Source organism: Pedobacter sp. CAN_A7, from assembly GCF_015752175.1.
In the GTDB taxonomy this organism is placed as follows: Bacteria; Bacteroidota; Bacteroidia; order Sphingobacteriales; family Sphingobacteriaceae; genus Pedobacter.
Genome location: NZ_JADOUW010000001.1, coordinates 1,233,417 through 1,254,651, shown reverse-complemented (window position 1 = coordinate 1,254,651; position 21,235 = coordinate 1,233,417). Strand labels below are relative to the sequence as shown.

At 40.8% G+C, this 21,235-nt stretch carries 23 protein-coding genes; 12 read left to right on the top strand and 11 right to left on the bottom strand.

Features of this window, described 5'->3' with window-relative positions:
- The 7 genes from IWX76_RS05605 to IWX76_RS05575 form a co-directional block, all read right to left on the bottom strand.
- Positions 1–804 (bottom strand): cbb3-type cytochrome c oxidase N-terminal domain-containing protein, encoded by an 804-nt coding sequence (locus tag IWX76_RS05605; protein ID WP_196858869.1) that lies wholly within the window; start codon positions 802–804, stop codon positions 1–3.
- 3 nt (positions 805–807) lie between these two features.
- Positions 808–972: a hypothetical protein gene (locus IWX76_RS05600; RefSeq protein ID WP_196858868.1), complete on the bottom strand. Its 165-nt coding sequence runs from the start codon at positions 970–972 to the stop codon at positions 808–810.
- Positions 973–990: 18 nt separating this feature from the next.
- Positions 991–3,102 (bottom strand): cytochrome-c oxidase, cbb3-type subunit I, encoded by a 2,112-nt coding sequence (gene ccoN / locus IWX76_RS05595; protein WP_196858867.1) that lies wholly within the window; start codon positions 3,100–3,102, stop codon positions 991–993.
- A gap of 68 nt (positions 3,103–3,170) precedes the next feature.
- Complete coding sequence (ccoS, locus tag IWX76_RS05590; RefSeq protein WP_196858866.1) at positions 3,171–3,359, bottom strand: cbb3-type cytochrome oxidase assembly protein CcoS; 189 nt, start codon at positions 3,357–3,359, stop codon at positions 3,171–3,173.
- On the bottom strand, positions 3,356–5,752 hold the full coding sequence (locus IWX76_RS05585; RefSeq protein WP_196858865.1) for a heavy metal translocating P-type ATPase: 2,397 nt from the start codon (positions 5,750–5,752) through the stop codon (positions 3,356–3,358). The genes ccoS and IWX76_RS05585 overlap by 4 nt, the downstream gene beginning before the upstream one ends.
- A gap of 79 nt (positions 5,753–5,831) precedes the next feature.
- Positions 5,832–6,575, bottom strand: coding sequence for a DNA-formamidopyrimidine glycosylase family protein (locus tag IWX76_RS05580; protein ID WP_196858864.1), 744 nt, complete (start codon positions 6,573–6,575; stop codon positions 5,832–5,834).
- A gap of 4 nt (positions 6,576–6,579) precedes the next feature.
- A complete protein-coding gene (locus IWX76_RS05575) occupies positions 6,580–7,626 on the bottom strand; it encodes an NAD(P)-dependent alcohol dehydrogenase (protein WP_196858863.1) in 1,047 nt (348 codons plus the stop codon).
- A 125-nt stretch (positions 7,627–7,751) separates the two neighbouring features.
- On the opposite strand from IWX76_RS05575, the gene IWX76_RS05570 reads away from it, so the two are divergent.
- The 3 genes from IWX76_RS05570 (at position 7,752) to IWX76_RS05560 (ending at position 11,584) form a co-directional block, all read left to right on the top strand.
- Complete coding sequence (locus IWX76_RS05570; RefSeq protein WP_196858862.1) at positions 7,752–10,160, top strand: mechanosensitive ion channel family protein; 2,409 nt, start codon at positions 7,752–7,754, stop codon at positions 10,158–10,160.
- Between the two features lie 168 nt (positions 10,161–10,328).
- Entirely contained in the window at positions 10,329–10,817 is a 489-nt protein-coding gene (locus tag IWX76_RS05565) for a CinA family protein (RefSeq protein WP_196858861.1), read from the top strand.
- A 161-nt stretch (positions 10,818–10,978) separates the two neighbouring features.
- On the top strand, positions 10,979–11,584 hold the full coding sequence (locus tag IWX76_RS05560; RefSeq protein ID WP_196858860.1) for a hypothetical protein: 606 nt from the start codon (positions 10,979–10,981) through the stop codon (positions 11,582–11,584).
- Positions 11,585–11,625: 41 nt separating this feature from the next.
- On the opposite strand, the gene IWX76_RS05555 is transcribed toward IWX76_RS05560, so the two are convergent.
- Both IWX76_RS05555 and IWX76_RS05550 read right to left on the bottom strand, forming a co-directional pair.
- Positions 11,626–11,952 (bottom strand): DUF3276 family protein, encoded by a 327-nt coding sequence (locus IWX76_RS05555; protein WP_196858859.1) that lies wholly within the window; start codon positions 11,950–11,952, stop codon positions 11,626–11,628.
- A 68-nt stretch (positions 11,953–12,020) separates the two neighbouring features.
- A complete protein-coding gene (locus IWX76_RS05550; RefSeq protein WP_196858858.1) occupies positions 12,021–13,811 on the bottom strand; it encodes an ABC transporter ATP-binding protein in 1,791 nt (596 codons plus the stop codon).
- 112 nt (positions 13,812–13,923) lie between these two features.
- Between IWX76_RS05550 and IWX76_RS05545 the strand changes: the two genes are divergently transcribed.
- The 9 genes from IWX76_RS05545 to IWX76_RS05505 all read left to right on the top strand — a co-directional run bounded on the left by IWX76_RS05545 (position 13,924) and on the right by IWX76_RS05505 (position 19,969).
- Complete coding sequence (locus tag IWX76_RS05545; protein WP_196858857.1) at positions 13,924–15,012, top strand: Glu/Leu/Phe/Val family dehydrogenase; 1,089 nt, start codon at positions 13,924–13,926, stop codon at positions 15,010–15,012.
- A 102-nt stretch (positions 15,013–15,114) separates the two neighbouring features.
- The gene (nusB, locus tag IWX76_RS05540; RefSeq protein ID WP_334641283.1) at positions 15,115–16,011 is read left to right on the top strand and encodes a transcription antitermination factor NusB; all 897 of its coding nucleotides are present in this window, start codon (positions 15,115–15,117) and stop codon (positions 16,009–16,011) included.
- 4 nt (positions 16,012–16,015) lie between these two features.
- Positions 16,016–16,456, top strand: coding sequence for a DUF1573 domain-containing protein (locus IWX76_RS05535; protein ID WP_196858855.1), 441 nt, complete (start codon positions 16,016–16,018; stop codon positions 16,454–16,456).
- 28 nt (positions 16,457–16,484) lie between these two features.
- Positions 16,485–16,799 (top strand): preprotein translocase subunit YajC, encoded by a 315-nt coding sequence (gene yajC / locus IWX76_RS05530; protein WP_196859055.1) that lies wholly within the window; start codon positions 16,485–16,487, stop codon positions 16,797–16,799.
- A gap of 72 nt (positions 16,800–16,871) precedes the next feature.
- On the top strand, positions 16,872–17,819 hold the full coding sequence (locus IWX76_RS05525) for a CdaR family protein (protein ID WP_196858854.1): 948 nt from the start codon (positions 16,872–16,874) through the stop codon (positions 17,817–17,819).
- Between the two features lie 2 nt (positions 17,820–17,821).
- Positions 17,822–18,409, top strand: coding sequence for a dephospho-CoA kinase (gene coaE, locus IWX76_RS05520; protein WP_196858853.1), 588 nt, complete (start codon positions 17,822–17,824; stop codon positions 18,407–18,409).
- 5 nt (positions 18,410–18,414) lie between these two features.
- Positions 18,415–19,356: an exonuclease gene (locus tag IWX76_RS05515; protein ID WP_196858852.1), complete on the top strand. Its 942-nt coding sequence runs from the start codon at positions 18,415–18,417 to the stop codon at positions 19,354–19,356.
- Entirely contained in the window at positions 19,353–19,508 is a 156-nt protein-coding gene (locus IWX76_RS05510) for a DUF5522 domain-containing protein (protein WP_196858851.1), read from the top strand. Before IWX76_RS05515 ends, IWX76_RS05510 begins: the two co-directional genes overlap by 4 nt.
- An 11-nt stretch (positions 19,509–19,519) precedes the next feature.
- The gene (locus IWX76_RS05505; RefSeq protein ID WP_196858850.1) at positions 19,520–19,969 is read left to right on the top strand and encodes a MarR family winged helix-turn-helix transcriptional regulator; all 450 of its coding nucleotides are present in this window, start codon (positions 19,520–19,522) and stop codon (positions 19,967–19,969) included.
- Here the strand turns inward: IWX76_RS05505 and IWX76_RS05500 are convergent.
- Positions 19,966–20,685, bottom strand: a complete 720-nt coding sequence (locus tag IWX76_RS05500; protein WP_196858849.1) for a ZIP family metal transporter — start codon at positions 20,683–20,685, stop codon at positions 19,966–19,968. The genes IWX76_RS05505 and IWX76_RS05500 overlap by 4 nt on opposite strands.
- Positions 20,685–21,014 carry a phosphatase PAP2 family protein gene (locus IWX76_RS18165; RefSeq protein WP_442952251.1) on the bottom strand — a complete coding sequence of 110 codons (330 nt, stop codon included), beginning with the start codon at positions 21,012–21,014 and terminating at the stop codon, positions 20,685–20,687. Before IWX76_RS18165 ends, IWX76_RS05500 begins: the two co-directional genes overlap by 1 nt.
- Positions 21,015–21,235 lie beyond the last annotated feature (221 nt).

Sequence of the window (21,235 nt, the reverse complement as noted above, 5' to 3'; positions counted from 1 at the left end):
TTATGGTTGTTTATCGCCTTGTGGCGCTTTAGCACCTGGAGGGTTTGAACCTTTCAGGGACATCACAAAATTGGTGAGGTCGGAAAGCTGTGATGCACTCAGCGATTTTTCCCAGGCCACCATTCCTTTTTCTGGTACCCCATATTTAATAGTTTTGAACACATCGCTGATTTTTCCACCGTGAAGCCAGAACTCATCGGTTAAGTTAGGGCCTACGGAACCTTCGCCTTTTTCACCATGACAAGGAGTGCAACGGGTAGTGTATAATGCAAGGCCACTGTTAATCACTGCAGCATCTGTGCTTTGCACGATGTTGTTTTCATTAACGGCATTTTTTGAATTACCTGGTTTGGATAAAAAGGCAACTTTGTCTGTTTCTGCCTGTGCCAGTTCGGTAAGGTATTCCTCTTCCTGGTTAGGTCCATAACCAAAAACCTCATAGTTAAACATATAGATGACGGCGAAAATGATGGAGCCATAGAATAATACCATAAACCAACCTGGAGTAGGGTTATCTAACTCGGTAATACCATCAAATTTATGCTCCATTACCTGGTCTTTTTCTTCTGCCAATGGGCGGAGGCCCATCAATTTTTCAAGCAAGGTAGGGCCAGTTTTCTGTGTTGCTTTTGCAGCCTCAATGGCCTGCAACCTTAAAGCTCGTTCTGCTGGCGTAGCAAATGGGGTAGGGTTTGCGCTCTCCTTAACATAAAATTTAATTACTTTAAGCAGGAGAATCGACACCCCAAGGATCATAACGGCGGTGATGCCCAAGGCAATCACCAGAATTTCTGCGTAACTCATAGTCTAGTCTTCGTCGTTTAATGGCAGTTGGCTCATGTGATTTACTTCCTCTTTTTTCATCAGGAGGAGCATAACGCCCACCATGATGAAAAAGAAAAAGAATATGCCCAATGAGATCAGTAAATACACTTGTTTGTCGTCTACCTGGTTTAAAAATTGCCTAAACATAATTTTATATTTTAAAGGTTATTTTGCTTTAATATCTGTTCCTAATCGTTGCAGGTAAGCAATAAGAGCAATAATCTCTTTATCACTTTTTACCTTCACGTTGTTTTGCTTTAAATCAACAGCAATGGCTTTGGCCTGAATATCCAGGTCTTTATTAGCCTGATGTTCATAACCCTCTGCATAAGGAACTCCAAGGGTTCGCATGGCGTTGATTTTAGCAATGGTGGTCGTGGTGTCAAGTACCTGTGTAGTTAGCCATTCATAAGGGGGCATGATACTTCCCGGCGACATGGTTTGAGGATCCAGCATGTGGTTGAAATGCCATACGTTGGTATATTTCTGACCCACACGTTGTAAATCTGGTCCGGTACGTTTAGATCCCCATAAGTGCGGGTGGTCGTACACAAATTCGCCAGCTTTACTGTATTCGCCGTAACGTTCGGTTTCTGAACGGAAAGGGCGGATCATTTGCGAGTGGCAGTTTACACAGCCTTCTTTGATGTACACATCTCTACCATGTAACTCCAGCGGTGTGTAAGGTTTTACACTGGTAATGGTTGGAATGTTAGACTTAATGGTAAAGGTTGGCATCATTTCTACCATACCACCAATCAGAATCACGATAAGCGAAAGAACCAGGAATACCATTGGTTTACGTTCAATTACGCGGTGAAGCTTTTTATCAGAACCTACAGGCACATATGTAGCAGCCAGCGGAAGTGATTCTGCAGCTTCATCGGCAACTAATTTACCTGCAAGTGCTGTTTTGATCAGGTTGTAAGTCATCACGATGACACCTGTTAAGTATAAGGCACCACCAATAGCTCTCAACACATACATTGGGAGAATCTGAATGATGGTTTCTAAGAAGTTAGGGTATCTTAATACGCCTTCTTCAGTAAATTCTTTCCACATTAAACCTTGGGTAAAACCGGCAAAGTATAAGGGAACAGCATAAAATATAATACCTAGTGTGCCGATCCAGAAGTGGAAGGAGGCTAATTTTTTAGAGTATAAAGGAGTAGCATAGATTCTCGGAATTAACCAGTATAAAATACCGAAGGTTAAAAATCCGTTCCAGCCTAAAGCGCCAACGTGTACGTGTGCAACAATCCAATCGGTATAGTGTGCTATGGCATTAATCTGTTTGAAAGCCAACATGGGGCCTTCGAAAGTAGCCATACCGTAAGCCGTTAATGCAACGACCATAAACTTCAGTTTTGGATCTTCACGTACTTTATCCCAGGCACCACGCAATGTTAGTAAACCGTTGATCATACCGCCCCAGCTTGGTGCAATTAACATGATAGAGAAAGCAACACCTAAGGATTGCGCCCAGCCTGGTAGCGAGGTATACAATAAATGGTGAGGACCTGCCCAGATGTAAATAAAGATTAAGGACCAAAAGTGAAGAATACTTAGTTTGTAAGAATAAATTGGGCGCTGCGCCATTTTAGGAAGGAAATAATACATCATCCCTAAATAAGGTGTAGTTAAAAAGAATGCAACTGCATTGTGGCCATACCACCATTGTACGAGTGCATCTTGTACCCCTGCAAACAGGTAATAGCTTTTAAAAGCCGATATTGGTAATTGAAAAGAGTTAACAATGTGTAAAACAGCAACCGTAACAAAGGTAGCAATGTAAAACCAGATGGCTACGTACATGTGCTTTTCACGGCGTTTGAATATTGTTCCAAACATGTTGATTCCAAATACCACCCAGATTACCGTAATGGCAATATCTATAGGCCATTCCATTTCTGCATATTCATGCGAAGTGGTAAACCCTAAAGGTAGTGTAATGGCTGTGGCAACGATGACAAGCTGCCAACCCCAGAAATGTATTTTACTTAGGGTATCGCTGTACATTCTTGCTTTTAGCAAACGCTGAATGGAGTAATAAACGCCCATGAAGATGGCATTTCCTACAAAGGCAAAAATAACGGCATTGGTGTGTAGTGGCCTTACCCGGCCAAAAGTGGTGTATTGACTTCCCATGTTCAACGCAGGTTCAAATAGCTGCATGGCAATGAGGAGGCCAACTGACATGCCAACGATGCCCCAGACGATGGTCGCAATGGCAAAGTTTCTGACGATCTTGTTGTCGTAGTAGAATTTCTCAGTCATACTTAAATAGTGGATGGTTTTGATGTGGTAAAATTACAAGGCTATTGTTTTTGGGGGAATGATGGTTGTTAACGTGAAGTGTGATCCTCGTCACTTTTTTCACTGGGCTGTTCGGTCACCTCGTCGTCGAATAACATTCTGATGGCAGGTGTATAAGTGTCGTCGTTTTGGCCGGATTTTGAAGCCCAGAAGAAGGCGGCCAGGAAAATCAATGCCAGCAGGATGCTGATTCCGATTAACATATAGATCATGTTCATAATAAACGGTTTTTTCTGGCATATAACCTGGCGGCGATGCTGGTGAATAAAATGATGGTTACTGTGCTGATGGGCATGAGTATAGCAGCAAAAAGGGGTGACATGACGCCCTGTACAGCGAAGTATAGACCAATAAAGTTATAGGTAAGGGAGATGGCAAAGCTCATGTGGATCACTTTTACCCCATCTTTAGCCTGTTGGATGAATTGAGGAATTTTGTTGAAGTTTGCACCATCTAAAATAGCATCACAACCCGGTGTAAAGTTATTGATGTCGTCGGTAACGGCTACACCAAGGTCACTTTGTTTCAGCGCACCCGCATCATTCAAACCATCGCCAAACATCAATACTTTTCTGTTTTTTTGCTGCAGGTTTAGTACATAGTCAAGTTTGTTTTGTGGCGACTGCCGGAAGTGCATCTGCTGGAGACTAGGGAAAAAGGGACTAAGGTTAATGCGGTCATGGTCTTGGTCGCCCGACAATAAGTGCAGATCGGCACGTTTACCCAGGCTGGTAATTAAATCTTTAAAGCCGGTACGCCATTGCTGTCCGGAAAGGAAATACCCTTTATAAATAGTGTTAATCACCACATGAACATGGCTGCCCTGAGGTAAGTCTTGTAACGTAAGACCTAGGAAAGTTGCACTACCCAGTTTGATGTCCAGTCCGTTTACGGCGCCCATAACACCACGGCCTACCTTTTCCCGGTAATCTGATACCTGGTACTGCGTGGGTAAATCGATCCACTTTACCAATTCGCGACTTAAAGGATGTCCGGAGTTTCGTGCTAAATCACTGATGGCTTGTTTTTCTTCGGTATTTAAATCGCCTTTAAAGGTGAAACCTGAAGCCTTTGGGTTGGTGATGGTTCCTGTTTTATCAAAGATGAACGTATCAATTCTAGCCAGTTCTTCGATAACGGCGGTGTTTTTTAAATAGAACTTATTTTTATCGAATACACTTAATACAGCGGCTAAGGTAAAAGGAGAACTCAGGGCCAGGGCACAAGGGCAGGCGATAATGAGCACTGCCGTAAAGGAGGCCCAGGCTTTAGGAGGGTCTGAAAATAGCCAGAATACTGCAGCTGAAAAGGCTACCAAGACTAATACAATACTAAAATACTTACTGGCCGTTCCGCTAAAAGTTTTAATGCGGTCTTTATCGGCCGTAAAGGTTTCATTGTTCCAAAGGCGAGTGAGGTAACTTTGTGAAACAGGTTTGATCACTTCCAATTCAATGGCTCCACCTAACTGGCGGCCCCCGGCATACACCACTTCACCCAATACCTTTTCTACGGATTTAGATTCGCCCGTTACAAAGCTGAAATCAAGTTTAGCTGTGCCATGAAGTAAAATGGCATCTGCAGGAATAATTTCATTGCTGCGAATCAGGATGCGGTGACCCTTTTTTAAATCACCTAAAGGCAGGGGTTTATCTTTTCCGTTTTCAATTACAGTTACGGCAACGGGAAAGTAAGAACGGTAGTCTCTTTCGAAGGAAAGGTGGTGATAGGTATGCTGTTGCATCCATTTGCCAACCAGCAGGAAAAACACCAGCCCACATAGGGTGTCAATGAAACCTGCCCCGGTATAAGTGGCTATTTCAACAAGGGAACGGATAAACATGACGGCAATGCCCAGGGCAAGGGGGAAGTCGAGGTTAAGCACCCCGTTTTTTAAATTAATCCAGGCCGATTTGAAATAATCTGTTGCACTATAAAGCACTATCGGAAGGGCAAAAGCGATGTTAAGCCAGCCAAAAAAGTTTTTAAATGCTGTTTCCAGTTCAGATAAACCGAAATATTCGGGGAAGCTAAGTAACATGGTGTTGCCAAAGCAAAAACCAGCCACAGCGATTTTGGTGATCAGCGTTCGGTCGGAATCATGATTTTGTTGCTCCTTAACCACGTCCTGCAGGCTGATCAGGGGTTCATAGCCTATGTTAGTCAGGGTTTCTACCACGGCTTTCAAGGAAGACTTCTCGTTCCTGAAGGTAATGACGACTTGTTTTTTTAAGAAATCAATTCTCGACTGTGTAATTGCAGGATTGATTTTGTAAAGGTTTTCCAGTAGCCAGATACAAGAACTACAATGTATAGTGGGAATATAAAAAGTAACTACCGTTACCTGATCATCGCAATAATCAACAAGGTCAGCGGCAATGGTTGGTTCATCAAGGTAATCGAAATGCTGCTTAGGTTGCTGTTGTGTTTGCCCCGGGACATCATTATATGCATAGTAATTACATAAATTATGGCTCGATAAAATCTGGTAAACACCTTTGCATCCTAAACAACAAAATCGTCTGTCGTCTAAAGTGTAAGGGCTTGATGGTAAGTCTTCGCCGCAGTGATAACAATGCGTATCTACAGAGATGGTATTGGTGTTTGACATAGCTAAACGGTATGTTACAAAATTGTAACCTACCGGGCTATGTTAAAATGATAAGGCTTTTGCTAAAATGTGACAACGATCACTTGTTTATATAAAGCTGCTGGCAGTTGGTGCAGAAAAAAGTACGGCGGTTAGTTTTACCGAGGTACTCCTTGATCATGGGTAAGTTACACCTTAAGCAGGTTCGCTTGGTGTGGGCCAGCCAATGTTTTTTAAGGGTGTATTCTTTTTTCCAGCGCAGGAAGTCGAAACTGTAGATTCGAGCTTCCTTTACCATGTCTACTAATTGCTCAGGAGGCAGGGCACCTACCTGGCTGGCAGGATGTACCCGGATACGGTAGAGGACTTCATTTTTAATGATATTGCCTACGCCGGCAAAGACCTCCTGATCCAGCAGGGTATCGCACACTAATGTTTTAGGTTGTTTTTTTAGTTTAATGATGGCGGCATTTTCATCCCAGGTAGGTGATAATACGTCTGCAGACCAATCATACACCAAATCGGGGTTGCCCTCTATAAATTTTAGGGAGCAGCCATAAAGATTAAGTTCCGCGCTTTCAAAGGTCAAAGCCAGGCGTACGGGTGTTTCCTTTCGTTCATTAATCCGATAGGTACCAAACAGCAGAAAGTGCACACGAAGGCTAAAATCAGGGAAACAAATCAATAAATGCTTGCCCCAGCTTTTGATGGCCGTAACTGGCTGCCCATCCATACGTTCTTTTTCAATGGAAGTATTGCCCGTTGCCTGGATCACCTTTTGGCCTTCCAGCTTTAGAGGTTCCAGGAGTTCTTTTAAGATAACAATCGATGGTCCTTCGGGCATAAGATTAGGTTAACGTAGCCATGTCAATTACAAAACGGTAATGTACATCACCTGCCAGGGTACGCTCATAGGCTTCATTAACCTGATCGATGGAGATCATCTCCACATCGGAGGTAATGCCATGTTCGGCACAGTAGTCGAGCATCTCCTGTGTTTCTTTTATTCCACCAACCAGTGATCCTACCAGGCTGCGGCGACCGCCGATTAAATGAAAGGCTTGTACGGTGGAAGGTTCAGGAGGAACACCCACCACAATCATAACTCCATTGGTACGTAAAAGGGGCAAGTAATCATTGTAGTCATGTTTGGCAGAAACCGTATCGATAATAAAGTCAAAATTGTTGGCCAGTTTATGCATGGTGTCCTTGTCTGTCGTTATTTCAAAATGATGCGCACCTAATGATGTGGCATCTTTCTGTTTGGAATGGGAACGACTTAATACGGTAACTTCAGCACCCATGGATGATGCAAGTTTAACTGCCATATGTCCTAAGCCGCCTAAGCCTACTACGGCTAGTTTATCACCAGCTTTTACGTTCCAATATTTCAAAGGAGAGTAGGTGGTAATTCCCGCGCAAAGCAATGGCGCTACTTTTTCTAGCGGTAGTTTATCGGATATACTTAATACAAATTTCTCGGTGACCACAATATGACTGGAATAACCACCATAAGTGATGGTTTTTTTGTCCTGTAGCAGGGAATTATAAGTTTGTGAATGCCCGTTTTCACAATACTGTTCCTGATCATCCTTACAATTGTAACAATGGCCACAGGAGTCGACGAAACAGCCTACACCTACCGTATCGCCTACCTGGAAACGAGTAACCTTTTCGCCTACACGGGTAACAGTACCGACAATTTCATGGCCTGGAACGATGGGATACATGGTGCCACCCCATTCATTTCTTGCCGTGTGTATGTCTGAATGACAAACGCCGCAATATAATATTTTGATCTCTACATCATCAGCAAGTGGTTCCCGGCGGTCTAATTGATAGGGCGCCAGTGGTTTGTCTGCACTTTGAGCAGCATATGATTTAATAGCTTTCATGCGATAACTGTTTAAGTATTGTGTATTTTAGACTATCACAACAAAAACAGCTTAGCTTTGTTCGGCCGAAAATCTCACAAAACGAATACTGGACTTCTTTTTGTTAGTTAGCTGCCTGAAATAAAATGTACAAAATTATTCCTTTTTCCGTCATCTGTTGCTTTTTCCTGTTGTTAGCTGGAAATCTTTATGCACAGACACCAGTTAAGCCTGAGACTTCCAAAGATTCTGTGAAAGTTGAGAAAACTGATACCTCGATAAACACTTTTATAGATAAGGTGGAGTTTTATACAAACTCTTTCAATCAAATGAATGAGACTTTATCAAAAGGTTTTGATACGGCGGCAATTCATCAGGAACTGCCGAAAATTCAACGGATCATTGATTACATTAAAAAAGGTACGCCGATTACAGACCGGTCAAACACCTTGCGGGCTTTATACACCATCAGAGATATTTTAACCAGGCAGGAAGATAAACTGGACGAATGGCAAAAAACCCTTGGGAATTATAATGAAAGTCTGGTGCAGATACAAGACGGCCTATCGCAGGTCAAAAATGATGCGTCATTAAAATATGTGCCAGCTGATAGTGTATTAAAAAAAGAATACAGTGATCAGTTATTGGTGTTAAACTATAAATGGAACCAAGTTGATTCTGTTAATAAACAGGCCGCGCAACGCATAGGCTTAATGCAAAGTAGGGTTGTTGATAACTTCATTACTTTAACTGCTTATAAAGACAGCATAAACATGGAGTTGCGTAATTTCTTAACCCGTGCTTTTTCCAAGGAGTACCCTTACTTATGGCAGTCAAGTAAAAGTGATTACGTAAAGAACTTCAAATCGGCGACAGATAAAACCATTACTTTTAGTCGTCAGCTATTTAATTATTCTGTTACCTATAATTGGAATATACATCTTTTCGGACTGTTTTTATTTGGCTTGTTTTACACCTGGATTTTATACAACGCCGCAAAAGTGCGGCGTTTACGAACGGAGCCTGAAAAAATATGGGCACAAGTACATTATATTGTGAAGAAGCCCTGGCTGTCGTCGGTGATCATCATCTGTATTATTACCTTTTTTATATATGATCATCCTCCGGTGATTTTTATGGAGTTTGTGATGCTGATCTTAATGGTCGTTACCGGAATCATCGTACGAGATATCTGGCCAAAAATGCTCTTCAGGTATTGGTTATTTTTATTCTGTTTAGCCTTTTTGGCAGGCATCAGTAATTTATTTATCCAGGTATCGTATGCAGACCGTATTGCCGTATTTGTACTATGTATAGCCGGTGCCTATGGTGGATGGCGCTTTCTGAAGAATATCAAGAACGCCAAAGAATTCTATCCAGAAAAAACCCGTCTATTCCTGATCATTTTTATTGCGGTGCAGGTAATCGCAGTGATTTGCAATGTTATGGGGCGATTTAGTTTAGCTAAAATTCTTTTAGTTACCTCGGTATTCGGTATTTGGCAGGCCATGACGCTGGTTATTTTCGTCAGGATATTAATAGAAGCGCTGTTTCTTCAATTGGAAGCGAATAAAGAAAATACCGGAGTTCCAACTTATTTTGACTTTGAGCGTTTACAGCAAAGGTTTAAACATGCATTGAACATCATTGCCATCTTATTATGGTTTATATTATTTGCCGGTAATTTAAATATCCTGGATGCTTTTTACGAGAATGGACTCGAGTTATTAACAAAAACCCATAAGCTTGGCGGTATAGAGATCACATTTGGCAGTATCGTTGTTTTTATTCTGGTGGTGTGGGTAACCACGGCAATCAGCAAAGGGGTTACGTATTTCTTTGAATTTTCTGACTACCATGCAGCTTCCGCACGACGGAAAAATAAGTTAAGCTCTTCGATTTTGCTGATTAAACTGGCCATTTTTTCCATTGGCTTTCTATTTGCAATTTCCGCCTCGGGCATCCCCTTAGAAAAAATTACCATTATTCTGGGGGCGCTGAGTGTGGGTATTGGTTTTGGTTTGCAGACGATTGTGAATAATCTGGTTTCGGGAGTTATCCTGGCTGTAGAAAAACCCGTAGGGATAGGTGATACCATAGAAGTTGGTGGTAAAACGGGTGTGGTGAAAGAAATGGGGATTCGGGCCACGAAGATTGCCACTGGGCATGGCTCTGAAATCATTGTTCCTAATGGCGACTTACTTTCAGAGCATCTTACAAACTGGACCTTAAGTAATAAACACCGCCAGGTGGAATTGGTAATTGGCGTGGCCTATGGTAGTGACCTGGATGTGGTCATGGTTCTTCTCAAAAAAATTGTTACCGAAAAGGAGGACATCATGCAAACCCCGACTCCCTTAGTGTTGGTGCATAACCTGAGTCAAAGTTCTGTTGACTTCAAAATTACCTTTTGGGTGGATGATATTGACAATTGGACGACACTAAAGAGTAGTGTATTGTCTGCGGTTTATACGGTATTTTACAAGGAGGGTATATCCCTACCTTTCCCTCAGAGTGATGTACACGTACATTTTCCTAATAACAAGAATTTGTAAGCTGTATTTACCACATGTTGGCATATGAAATGGCTTAAGTCTTCGTTATATACTCGTTCATGGAGTACTTTCTTTAATTTAGTGCTCTTGTGAGGTATTTTTAAAAAAGGAGTCACCTTATCAAAAAAGATGAACGTTTTACTTAAAATAATATAAAATTACTTTTAAATGCCATCAAATATCTTAATTAAATGCGGTAAAGAACTATTGGATAATAACTTAACCGTAGTGTTTGCTGAAAGTGTCACTGCGGGTAGACTGTGCGCGGAATTTTCTTTGTTGGAGAATGCCGGTAAATTTTTAAAAGGCAGTTTAGTTACCTATGACGCAGGGTTGAAACAAGACAACCTAAATGTTAAAAGATCGATGATTGACGATTTTAGTCCGGAGTCTGCCGAGGTTACAGAAGCCATGACCTTGGGCTTAATGAACCTTGTTCCTGCGGATATATACTTATCTATTACAGGACTAAATAGTGAAGGAGGGAGTGAGAGTGAAGTGAAGCCGGTAGGTACTATTTTTATTCACGGGTTATATGGTGATATAGAAATCAAAGACCGCGTGGTTTTTGAAGGACCACCTACAAATATTGTGATGCAGGCAGTTGACCATGTTGCATTTTTAATTCATGAAACAATCCTATCGACAAAGCAATAAACACTGTAAAATAACGTCTTTATAATAGAGCGTTAATTAGATGGCGGGGACTCGGTTATTAATAGCTGTATCCCCGCTTTTTTTTGCGACTAGCCAAATATTCTATAGACATAAAGCATTGTTTTTAATTAGGAAACAATTCCCTAGCTTTAAAAAAATATATGAGTGACGATAGGAATAATGAAGAAGTATTACTCGGGGTAGTTTCTCATGTGCTGAGTTTTACAATTGGTGAACTATGTAAATATAGTTTCCTGCTTGCTTTTGAAAAAGAGCTTTCCGATTTAAAAGGTCTGGTGAAAGCGGACTCTATCTTTGAAAAAGATATGGAGTTGCTCGCTGATATCAAGGATCCTGCCGTTCAATTATTGCTGGGATCTGTTAATAAAGTGGTTGACCATATTCAAATACACTTAATTATTAATGGTTTGGATGAGTATGAAGTGATGGCAGACGAGGTTTGCCACCAGCATGCGTCAAACAACTTCCACTACTATATTGACGAAGGGGTAGGAGAAGATTACGAATCACTTCTATTAGAAGCCCTTGACCTTTACTTCTCCTTAATGCACCTGATTTTTCACACGGCTTTCCAGCTGAGGCTTAAAGATATCGATCTGCCTGATGATGTATTAGAGAATTTTTATTTTGACTTTCTGGATGTTTTAGATAACAACCTGCCTACGGAAGATAAAAATGCACAACTGCTGCATGGCCTGATCGTCACTTTAAATGAGGATGCATCGGCCCTGGCGCAATTGACGTAAAAAAAAGCCCCATCATGGAGCTTAAAGAATGTTAATGGCGATTAGAAAGAGAAATCATCGTTTGGTTTGTTAGCCTGAGGTTCTGAATGCTCTGCATATTCGTAACGTTTCTCTACCACATCCTGGTGGTTCTTGATGTAGTCAACAGATTCGTTTAAACCTTCAGTAAATTTTTCAAAATCTTCTTTGTATAAAAATATTTTATGCTTTACAAATTGTCCGTCTTCCAATCTTTTTTTACTCTCCGTTAAGGTTAAGTAATAGTCGCCTGACCGCGTTGCTTTTACATCGAAAAAATAAGTTCTTTTACCTGCCCTTACTTTTTTAGAAAACACCTCTTCTCTCTCTTTGTTGTCAAATTCTCCCATGGTTGGTATTGATCTTAGTTTTGGTTCGGGTAAATATAAAGCAATAATTTTCAAAGTTCAAAATAGAATTACACAGAATTGTTTTCCTCTTCCAGTAATTGATGTTGGTACATCTCTTTGTAGATTCCATTGTGTTCGAGTAACTCCTGGTGGGTTCCTTGTTCAGCAATTTTTCCATTTTCTAATACAATAATCACATCGGCATTTTTGATCGTAGAAATGCGGTGTGCTATGAGTATCGTAGTTTTACCGCTCCTGGTTTTACCCAAATTCCTCAGAATTTCTTCTTCCGTTTTGGTATCAACCGCAGAGAGGCAATCGTCAAAGATGAGCAGTTTCGGATCTTTAATCATGGCACGGGCTATGGATACCCTTTGTTTTTGGCCGCCAGACAAGGTGATGCCCCTTTCTCCTAGCATGGTTTCAAACTTCAGTTCAAAGTCCATGATGTTATGGTAAACCGCTGCATTTTTTGCTGCATTAGCCACTTCTTCGTCTATGGCCTGGTCTAAACCAAAGGCGATATTGTTTTTAATGCTGTCAGAAAAAAGGAAAACTTCTTGTGGAACAAAACCTAGCTGGTTACGGTAAACACTCAGGTCAAGATTTTTTAGGTTTTGTTGATCTACCAAAATCTCCCCTTTATCTACATCATACATGCGCATGATCAGGTTGGCTAAAGTTGATTTACCAGAACCTGTGCGGCCGATAATGGCAGCAAGTTGTCCTTTTTTGATTTCAAAACTTACGTTTTGTATGGCCTGTATGCCGGTATCAGGATAAGTAAAACTTACATTTTTAAAATTAATGTTTCCTTGCAGATCCGCTAGTTTAACCGTGCCCGTGGAGATATCTGTCTTGAGGTTCAGAAACTCATTAATTCTTTTTTGAGAAGCAGCGGCTCGCTGAATGAGCGTGGTTACCCAGCCTAACATGGTTACCGGGAAAGTTAGTTGGTTGACATAGACGATGAATTCGGCAATATTACCTGCGGTAATGGATCCGCTGATCACTTGTTTTCCACCAATAAAAACCGTCAGAATGGTACTCAATCCAATTAATAACAACATGGTAGGGTAGAAAAAGGCCTGCACTTTAACCAGGCTCATGGAGTTGAGTTTATAGGTTTCGCTTTCCTGTGCAAATATTTTCTTGGTATGCTCTTCCCGAACATAAGATTTGATGACCCTTATGCCTGAAAACCGTTCCTGTACAAAACTAGATAGGGTAGATAGCTGTTCCTGGATCCTTTCGCTTTTTTTATTAATAAGCGTATTGACAAAATAGATGATCACGACAAGGATAGGAAGAGGCAGCAGGCAAAACGTGGCCAATGTAGCATTGACCGAATACATGTAAGAGATGATTAGTAAAAAAAGCACTACGGTATTGATGGTATACATGATGGCCGGACCAACATACATTCGCACCCGGTTAACATCTTCTGTTGCACGGTTCATCAGGTCGCCGGTATTGTTTTTTCGGTAAAAGCCTAAGCTCAGGTCCTGGTAATGTGCATAAATCTCATTCTTCATGTCAAATTCAATATGCCTGGACATGAGAATAATAGTCTGGCGCATGAAAAACAGGAAGAGTCCGCGAATGAGGTACAGCAGAATGACCAATCCACCAAAATAGAACAAACTATAGCTAAAAATATCGTAAATAATGGCTTGTCTTTCAAATCCTGAAAATAGCCTGTAGATCTGTATGTTTTCCGTAATGAGGTTAAAGGCATGACCGATGACCTGCGCTGGGATAACGGCAAAGATATTAGAGATAATGACAAAGAAAATGCCTGGAATTATCCACCATTTGTATTTATAAAAGTATTTATTTAAAAAACGAAGGTGCTTCATGTGGAGGTAAAGTTATACAAATAGGCCTGATTATTTTATACACTTTAGTGTAAAGAAGTAAAATAACGTTTTTTTATGCTAGTTTTGCGACGTATCTGATAATTCTAATTCTATGTCTGGTAAGAGCCCTGTTGTAACTTCAATTTTAGATCAATTAACTGCGTTAGGTCATAAAAAAGTAGTCTTCTGTAATGACCCTGATACCGGCTTAAAGGCTATAATTGCGGTGCACGATACCACACTTGGTCCCGCTTTAGGAGGAACAAGAATGTGGAATTACAGCTCAGAAGCGGAAGCCCTTGAAGATGTTTTACGCTTATCCAGAACCATGACTTACAAAGCGGCCATCACTGGTTTAAACGTTGGTGGTGGTAAAGCAGTAATCATCGGCGATTCCCGCAAAGGAAAGTCAGAAGCCATGATGCGCAGTTATGGACGTTTTATTCAAAACCTGAACGGGGAATTCATTACCGCCGAAGATGTAGGTACAACAACCAGAGATATGGAGTTTATCCGTATGGAAACCAAACATGTTACCGGTGTTCCAGAATCTATTGGTGGGGCAGGCGACCCTTCTATATATACGGCTAAAGGTGTTTATTTAGGGATTAAAGCCTGCGTTAAAGAAGTGTTTGGTGCAGATATGCTTGCGGGTAAATCAGTGTTGGTACAGGGCATTGGAAGCGTAGGTGAACATTTGGTTGAACTCTTACGCCATGAAAATGTAGAAGTTTTTATCAGTGATATCGATGCAGAACGTTTGCAATATGTGGCTAGTAAATATAAAGCCAAACCGGTAGATGCAGATAAAATTTTTACCATCGATGCCGATATCTATGCGCCCTGCGCATTAGGAGCTACCGTAAATGACCGGACCATTCCTAACATGAAGTTTGCCATTATCGCAGGTTCGGCAAACAATCCATTGGCTGATGAACAGAGACATGGACAGATGCTGATGGAGAAAGGTATCTTATTCGCACCAGATTATTTAATTAATGCTGGCGGTGTCATTAACTGTTATTCTGAATTAACGGGTTATGGTAAAAAACGCACCATGCAACTTACTGAAAACATCTATGAGGCCACAAGGAATGTGATACAGTTGTCAAAGAAAGAAAATATCTCTACCATATTAGCCGCTAACCGCATTGCAGAACAAAGAATTGCGGATATAAAAAAAATTAAATCATCATATTAATAATCAATAAATAATCAGGTAAATTTACCACTCGTTCTTACATTCATGTTAAATAGAAGGCACTTAAGAATTAAAGCTTTGCAGAATATTTTTGCTTGGCAAATGACAGATAAAAAAGATCTGGAATCATCGAAAAAAGCTTTGATGAAAAGCATTGACGACGTATACGAAATGTATGCCCGCATGCTGGCACTCCTGTCAGAGATCACCGAATATACGGCTGTCGACACCATTGAAAGGGCGAATAAGCACTTTCCAACTGAAGAGGATCTTAATCCGAATGAAAAGCTGCTTCGCAACAAGTTTATTGTCTTGTTACAACAGAATCCAGCATTCCAGGCTGCTGTTAACAAATACCAGATCAATTGGCATGCAGATCCTGAATTCGTAAAAGCTATTTACAACAAGCTTAAAACTACCCCAGAGTATGCCGCTTATTTAGCAGCAGACAACAACGAGGGTTTGGAAGAATCTAAAGAGATCATCAAATTCATTTTCAGAAAAATTATCCTTAAAAATCAAAACGTTATCCAGGCATTTGAAGATAAATTCATTAACTGGTCGGTTGATAAGGAAGTGATGCAGGGGATGGTGGCTAAAACGATCAAAAACTTCACTTCTGAAGATCCCTTTGCTAATAAATTAACGCCTATTAGTCCGGATTGGGCAGAGGATAGTAAATTTGTACAGGATTTGTTTGTGCATACCTTAAAGAATAACAACAAATACCAGGAATTAATTGCTGAACGAACTAAAAACTGGGAATCTGAGCGTATCGCATTGATGGATACCATTTTAATGAAAATGGCGATTTGTGAATTGTTAAATTTCCCTTCTATTCCGGTTAAAGTAACGATCAATGAATACCTTGATCTTTCAAAAGATTACAGTACACCGAAAAGTAATTCTTTTATTAACGGTATATTGGATAAAATTTTAGGAGATTTAAAACGTACAGATAGTATTAAAAAGATCGGTAGAGGTTTAATTGAAGAATAACAACATGAAATATTATTTTATTTTAGGGTTGGCAGGGGTGCTTTTCACTTCGTGTCAGCAAAATACAGCAAAAGAAACTACAACAGTTGTTTCTACAGAGACGACGGCTTCGGTAACACCAGCTGCAGATGCTCCTGTGATGGTATTTGAAAAGGATAGTTATGATTTTGGTAAAATTAAACAAGGGGAGAGCATTCAATACGCCTTTAAGTTTAAGAATACAGGTAAAACACCATTAATCATTACGAATGCTACTGCTACTTGTGGCTGTACCGTTCCTGAGCCGCCAAAAGATCCAATCTTGCCAGGTGCAGAAGGAACCATCAATGTGGTTTTTAACAGTGATGGGAAAATTGGCGTGCAAGACAAGATCATTACCGTTACCTCAAATGGCAATCCCGCGATAAATGAAGTTCATTTATTAGGCGAAATAACTCAACCATAAATTAACTTTATAATAAACAGAACAAATGATGACATCAGTAGTAATTTTACAAGCAGGAGGAACCGGTGGTATGTTAGGAACCCTAGTTCCTATGGTATTAATCATGGTCGTGTTTTATTTTTTCATGATCAGACCTCAGGTAAAAAAAGCAAAAGATCATAAAAAATTAATCACTGAATTACAAAAAGGCGATAAAATTGTGACTACCGCAGGTATTCACGGTAGAATTGTTGATATGAACGAAACTACTTTCCTTATTGAAGTTGAAGGTGGAACGAAAATTAGATTTGATAAAACAGCCATTTCATTAGATGCTACAAAAGCTGCTGCACCTAAAGCATAATATGAGTCGATAGAATTGAGCCGCTCCAGTTACTGGGGCGGCTTTTTTTATTAAATTTGTTTACATTACATTATGCCGATTATCAAATTAACGAACATAGAGCGGAAACGTTTTCTTGCCTTAATTGTCTGCCTGCTGCTAGCTATTGGAGGGTGGCTCTTCCTTGCCCTAAACAATAAATACATTTACACGGCGAAAACAGTATTGGTTTATAAAAATTTCCCACAGAAAAAGGCATTCCATCCTTTGCAGTCGGACACGGTAGATTTACAGGTGGAAGGTTCCGGTTGGCAGTTGCTCTTTGCCCGGTTAAGAATCAAACCCCAGTCCATTGCCATTAGCCTCGAGAGACTCAATAACCGCAATTTTATCCTTTTTTCTGAACAGTTGTACAGTGTTAATGACCAATTAGAAACATCGCAAAAGATCATATCAGTAAGGCCAGATACGCTGTATTTTGACTTTTCACAGCGTACCGTTAAAAAGGTGCCTGTAGAATTTATATCCGATATTGAATATACCAAACAGTATGGCGTTTCTTCTACGATAGACATCAACCCCAGTCATGTTACCGTATCAGGACCTTTGCAGGAGCTGGAAAAAATTACCTCCTGGCAAACAGACACCCTCAAGCTGAAAAATATTCAGCATGCCGTAAAAACAAGGGTATCCATGGAACATAGTGACTTGAAAAACATCAACATCTTTCCAGCCAGTGTGGAGGTAAGAATCCCTGTTGATGAGTTTACCGAGAAAACGCTGGAAGTACCTTTAAAAATCATTAATAACAAAGCCTACCATAACGTGAAGCTCTACCCTAAGAAGGTGAAACTTACCTTTCTTGTGGCTTTATCCAGTTACAAACAAGTTAACGAAGATTTTATTGAAGCCGTGGTTGATTTGAACGAATGGAAACAACTCCATCACACCCAGCTGGTGGTTACCCTTACCCGGTTTCCGGAGTACTGCAAGCTGATCAAGATTGAGCCTTCGAAGGTTGACTTTATTATAGAGAAATAAACATGTTAAAAATAGGAATTACCGGTGGCATAGGAAGTGGCAAAACCACGGTTTGCCGGGTTTTTGAAACTTTGGGCATACCCGTTTTTTACGCTGATGTAGTGGCCAAAGATATTATGGTTAGCGATCCTCTACTCATCGCAGGGGTAAAACAAGCCTTTGGTGAAGCAAGTTACCTGGAACACCAGGTGTTAAATAAGGCACATATCGCACAAATTGTATTTAACAACGAAACTGAATTGGCCAAATTAAATGCATTGGTGCATCCGGCGGTATTCCGTGCTTTTGATCAATGGGTGGAGCAGGTTCCTGCAAACAGCCCCTATATTTTAAAAGAAGCTGCCTTGCTTTTTGAAAGTGATTCCTATAAAATGTGCGATAAAACCATCGTGGTGGTGGCACCCTTTTCTTTAAAGAAGTCGCGGGTGATGCTGCGCGACCAGGTGACCGAAGCACAGGTTCAGGCGCGGATGGACAAACAATTCAGCGATGAACACAAAATTAAAATGGCCGATTTTTTAATTCACAACGAGGAATCAGCCTCTATCATCTTGCAGGTACTCGCCCTGCATGAGCAGTTTATAAAATAGAATACATGATATTAGATGATTTTTTAGTGCAAACAAAAACAGGTTTGTACTGTGTGTATGGTGATTTCTATTTAGACCCCAAAGAACCCGTTAAAGAAGCTGTAATTTCTCATGCTCATGGCGATCATGCTTATCCGGGAAATGCAAATGTGTATTGCACACAATCCACTTCCCTGTTTATGAAACACCGCTACCGGGAAAATGCCGCACAGCATTTTTTAGTCAAAGATTACCAGCAGCATTTCCAGCTTAAAGAAGTGGAGCTTAGTTTTGTCCCTGCAGGCCATATTTTAGGCTCCGCACAGGTTTTAATGACCTATAAAGGCATCCGTTACTTGTATACCGGCGATTATAAGCTGCAGGCCGATCCGACCTGTGAGCCTTTTGTATTTGTTCCTGCTGATGTGTTGATTACCGAAACCACTTTCGCACATCCGGATACGCAGCATCCCAACCCGGAAACAGAAATGTTAAAATTGAACACCACCACCTCCAATATTATGCTTGGTGCCTATGTTCTTGGGAAAAGTCAGCGTTTAATACAGCTCATCAACAAATATTGTCTGGAAAAAAGGATTCTGGTGCACCACAGCCTTGTTCCTTTCCTGAGGATTTATGAACAACAAGGTATGGTTGTGGGTAAGTATGAGCTTTTCGACAAGCGGCTGCTTAAAAACAACAACAACCTTGTGTATGTTGTACCACCTATGGTTTACCATAGCAATATCAAAACATTTAACGTGGTTAAGGTCTTCGCCAGCGGCTGGAAAGACCTGCAGCGCAACAATCAAATTCAACTTTATGTGTCTGATCATGCCGATTGGAACGACATTATTCATACCATTGCTCAGGTACAACCAGCGCAGGTTTGGACCACTCATGGCAGCGGTTCACACTTAATTACACATTTTGGAGAAAGTTTGGTCGTGAAATTGCTTAACGGATGATAGAAGGAGTAGACTTTTATTTTAATGATGCCGGTTTAATGGTATTCACTGAAATTTACCACCTCAAACGTGGGAAATGCTGTAAGAACAAATGTTTGCATTGCCCATGGAACTACGGACGAAAACAAAAGGATAACCAGAAGAAGCGATAAGGTAAAGCCCTATGCAATTACAAGAAGATATGAACACTGTAAAATATGAAAATATTTTTCAGCAAGCCGCCATGAACATCACCACTACGCATCATTGGTATAATAACCTGATGCGCGATAAATTGTCGCCATTTGACCTTACTGTGCAACAATATCAAGTATTGCGCATTCTGCACCAACAGTACCCCAGACCGGCCACCATCAACCTGATTAAGATCAAGATGCTCGATAAAATGAGTGATGCTTCCAGAATTGTGGAAAGGCTGATACAAAAAGGGTTAGTATTAAAATCTAATAACCTGAGCGATCGCCGTGCTACAGATATTCACCTTAGTCCTGCCGGTCAGAAATTACTTTTACAGGTAGCAAAACTGCCGATTAATGAGCAGTTTCTTGCCCAAAGGCTGACTGAAACGGAGGCAGAACAATTGAACCTGCTGCTGGAAAAGCTGCGGTCTTAATGTCCGGGAGCGAAGAAACCTATTAAGGCAATCGCCGTTCCAAGCAATACCGCAATCATTTTCTTATTATTGATTTTATGGTCTACACTGGATTCAAATAAAATGGTTGTGGAGATGTGCAGGAATATCCCGATCACTACACCCATCATTTTATTAAAGTAAGCTTCTACACCACCTATGGTACCGTTGCTCAAACCTGTACTCACATAAAAGCCTAATGGGGCCATAATGGCGAAAACAGCAATGTAAAATAAGATACCGGCCGGTTTAAAATGGCTTTGCATTAAAATACTTGCCAGTGCAAAAGCTGCAGGAATATGGTGCAGCGCAATACCAAAAATTAATTCATTATGCTGGTCTTTAGCCAGGGGCATACCCTCCAAAAAGGCGTGTAAACATAAACTAATCATGATGCCGTAAGGAAAGGCGTGACTGTGGTCGTGTTTATGGATATGTCCATGTTCTACACCTTCCGAAAACTTTTCCAGAAACACTTGTAAAAGGAAACCGATGAGGATAAATATACCGATCTCATGGGCGTCTGATCCGCTATAGGCATCAGGGATTAAGTGTAAAACGGTGATGGCAAAAAGATAGGCACCGCTAAATGAAAGGATAAGTTTTAGTAATTCTGATTTGTCACTTTTCACCAGGAAGATCGCAGATCCGCCGAAAAAGGCACAAAAGAATAAAACAAGCAATTTCCAGATTTCCATTATAAGCGTTGTTGTGTTTTCTTGTAAAGGGTAGACGTAAATAAACCGATGGTCGTTCCCAGGGCTGTGCCGAACAACACATCAACAGGGTAATGAACACCAACATAGATCTGCGCAAAACTGATGATGAAGGCCCAGAAAATACCGATAGGCAGAATGGGTTTCCAGCGGTCGTAAAAAACAACAATCAGGAATACGGCTATGGCAAAGTGATTGGTTGCATGAGCAGAAGGAAAGCTATAGCCGCTACCACAACCCACACGGTGGATAATGTCTTCTGCCAGGCTCAGGTCATTACATGGCCTTATCCTACCTACATTTGGTTTAATTAACCGGGATGCCACCAGATCGCCGATGGCAAAAGTTAATAAGAGGAAACCGACCATATAAAGGCCTTGTTTTTTATACTCTCTGATACAAAAAATAATGATAAACAGGTATACGGGCGCCCAAAAAAAGCGGTTGCGTAACAAGGGCATGATCCAGTCAAAAAAGTTGTTGGCCAGCCCCCTGTGAATCGATAAAAACAGGTCCGTGTCGAATTCCAGTA

Coding starts and splice junctions, on each gene's coding strand:
- IWX76_RS05605 (WP_196858869.1), bottom strand. CDS start 804: ATGAGTTACGCAGAAATTCTGGTGATTGCCTTGGGCATCACCGCCGTT.
- IWX76_RS05600 (WP_196858868.1), bottom strand. CDS start 972: ATGTTTAGGCAATTTTTAAACCAGGTAGACGACAAACAAGTGTATTTA.
- ccoN (WP_196858867.1), bottom strand. CDS start 3,102: ATGACTGAGAAATTCTACTACGACAACAAGATCGTCAGAAACTTTGCC.
- ccoS (WP_196858866.1), bottom strand. CDS start 3,359: ATGAACATGATCTATATGTTAATCGGAATCAGCATCCTGCTGGCATTG.
- IWX76_RS05585 (WP_196858865.1), bottom strand. CDS start 5,752: ATGTCAAACACCAATACCATCTCTGTAGATACGCATTGTTATCACTGC.
- IWX76_RS05580 (WP_196858864.1), bottom strand. CDS start 6,575: ATGCCCGAAGGACCATCGATTGTTATCTTAAAAGAACTCCTGGAACCT.
- IWX76_RS05575 (WP_196858863.1), bottom strand. CDS start 7,626: ATGAAAGCTATTAAATCATATGCTGCTCAAAGTGCAGACAAACCACTG.
- IWX76_RS05570 (WP_196858862.1), top strand. CDS start 7,752: ATGTACAAAATTATTCCTTTTTCCGTCATCTGTTGCTTTTTCCTGTTG.
- IWX76_RS05565 (WP_196858861.1), top strand. CDS start 10,329: ATGCCATCAAATATCTTAATTAAATGCGGTAAAGAACTATTGGATAAT.
- IWX76_RS05560 (WP_196858860.1), top strand. CDS start 10,979: ATGAGTGACGATAGGAATAATGAAGAAGTATTACTCGGGGTAGTTTCT.
- IWX76_RS05555 (WP_196858859.1), bottom strand. CDS start 11,952: ATGGGAGAATTTGACAACAAAGAGAGAGAAGAGGTGTTTTCTAAAAAA.
- IWX76_RS05550 (WP_196858858.1), bottom strand. CDS start 13,811: ATGAAGCACCTTCGTTTTTTAAATAAATACTTTTATAAATACAAATGG.
- IWX76_RS05545 (WP_196858857.1), top strand. CDS start 13,924: ATGTCTGGTAAGAGCCCTGTTGTAACTTCAATTTTAGATCAATTAACT.
- nusB (WP_334641283.1), top strand. CDS start 15,115: ATGACAGATAAAAAAGATCTGGAATCATCGAAAAAAGCTTTGATGAAA.
- IWX76_RS05535 (WP_196858855.1), top strand. CDS start 16,016: ATGAAATATTATTTTATTTTAGGGTTGGCAGGGGTGCTTTTCACTTCG.
- yajC (WP_196859055.1), top strand. CDS start 16,485: ATGACATCAGTAGTAATTTTACAAGCAGGAGGAACCGGTGGTATGTTA.
- IWX76_RS05525 (WP_196858854.1), top strand. CDS start 16,872: ATGCCGATTATCAAATTAACGAACATAGAGCGGAAACGTTTTCTTGCC.
- coaE (WP_196858853.1), top strand. CDS start 17,822: ATGTTAAAAATAGGAATTACCGGTGGCATAGGAAGTGGCAAAACCACG.
- IWX76_RS05515 (WP_196858852.1), top strand. CDS start 18,415: ATGATATTAGATGATTTTTTAGTGCAAACAAAAACAGGTTTGTACTGT.
- IWX76_RS05510 (WP_196858851.1), top strand. CDS start 19,353: ATGATAGAAGGAGTAGACTTTTATTTTAATGATGCCGGTTTAATGGTA.
- IWX76_RS05505 (WP_196858850.1), top strand. CDS start 19,520: ATGCAATTACAAGAAGATATGAACACTGTAAAATATGAAAATATTTTT.
- IWX76_RS05500 (WP_196858849.1), bottom strand. CDS start 20,685: ATGGAAATCTGGAAATTGCTTGTTTTATTCTTTTGTGCCTTTTTCGGC.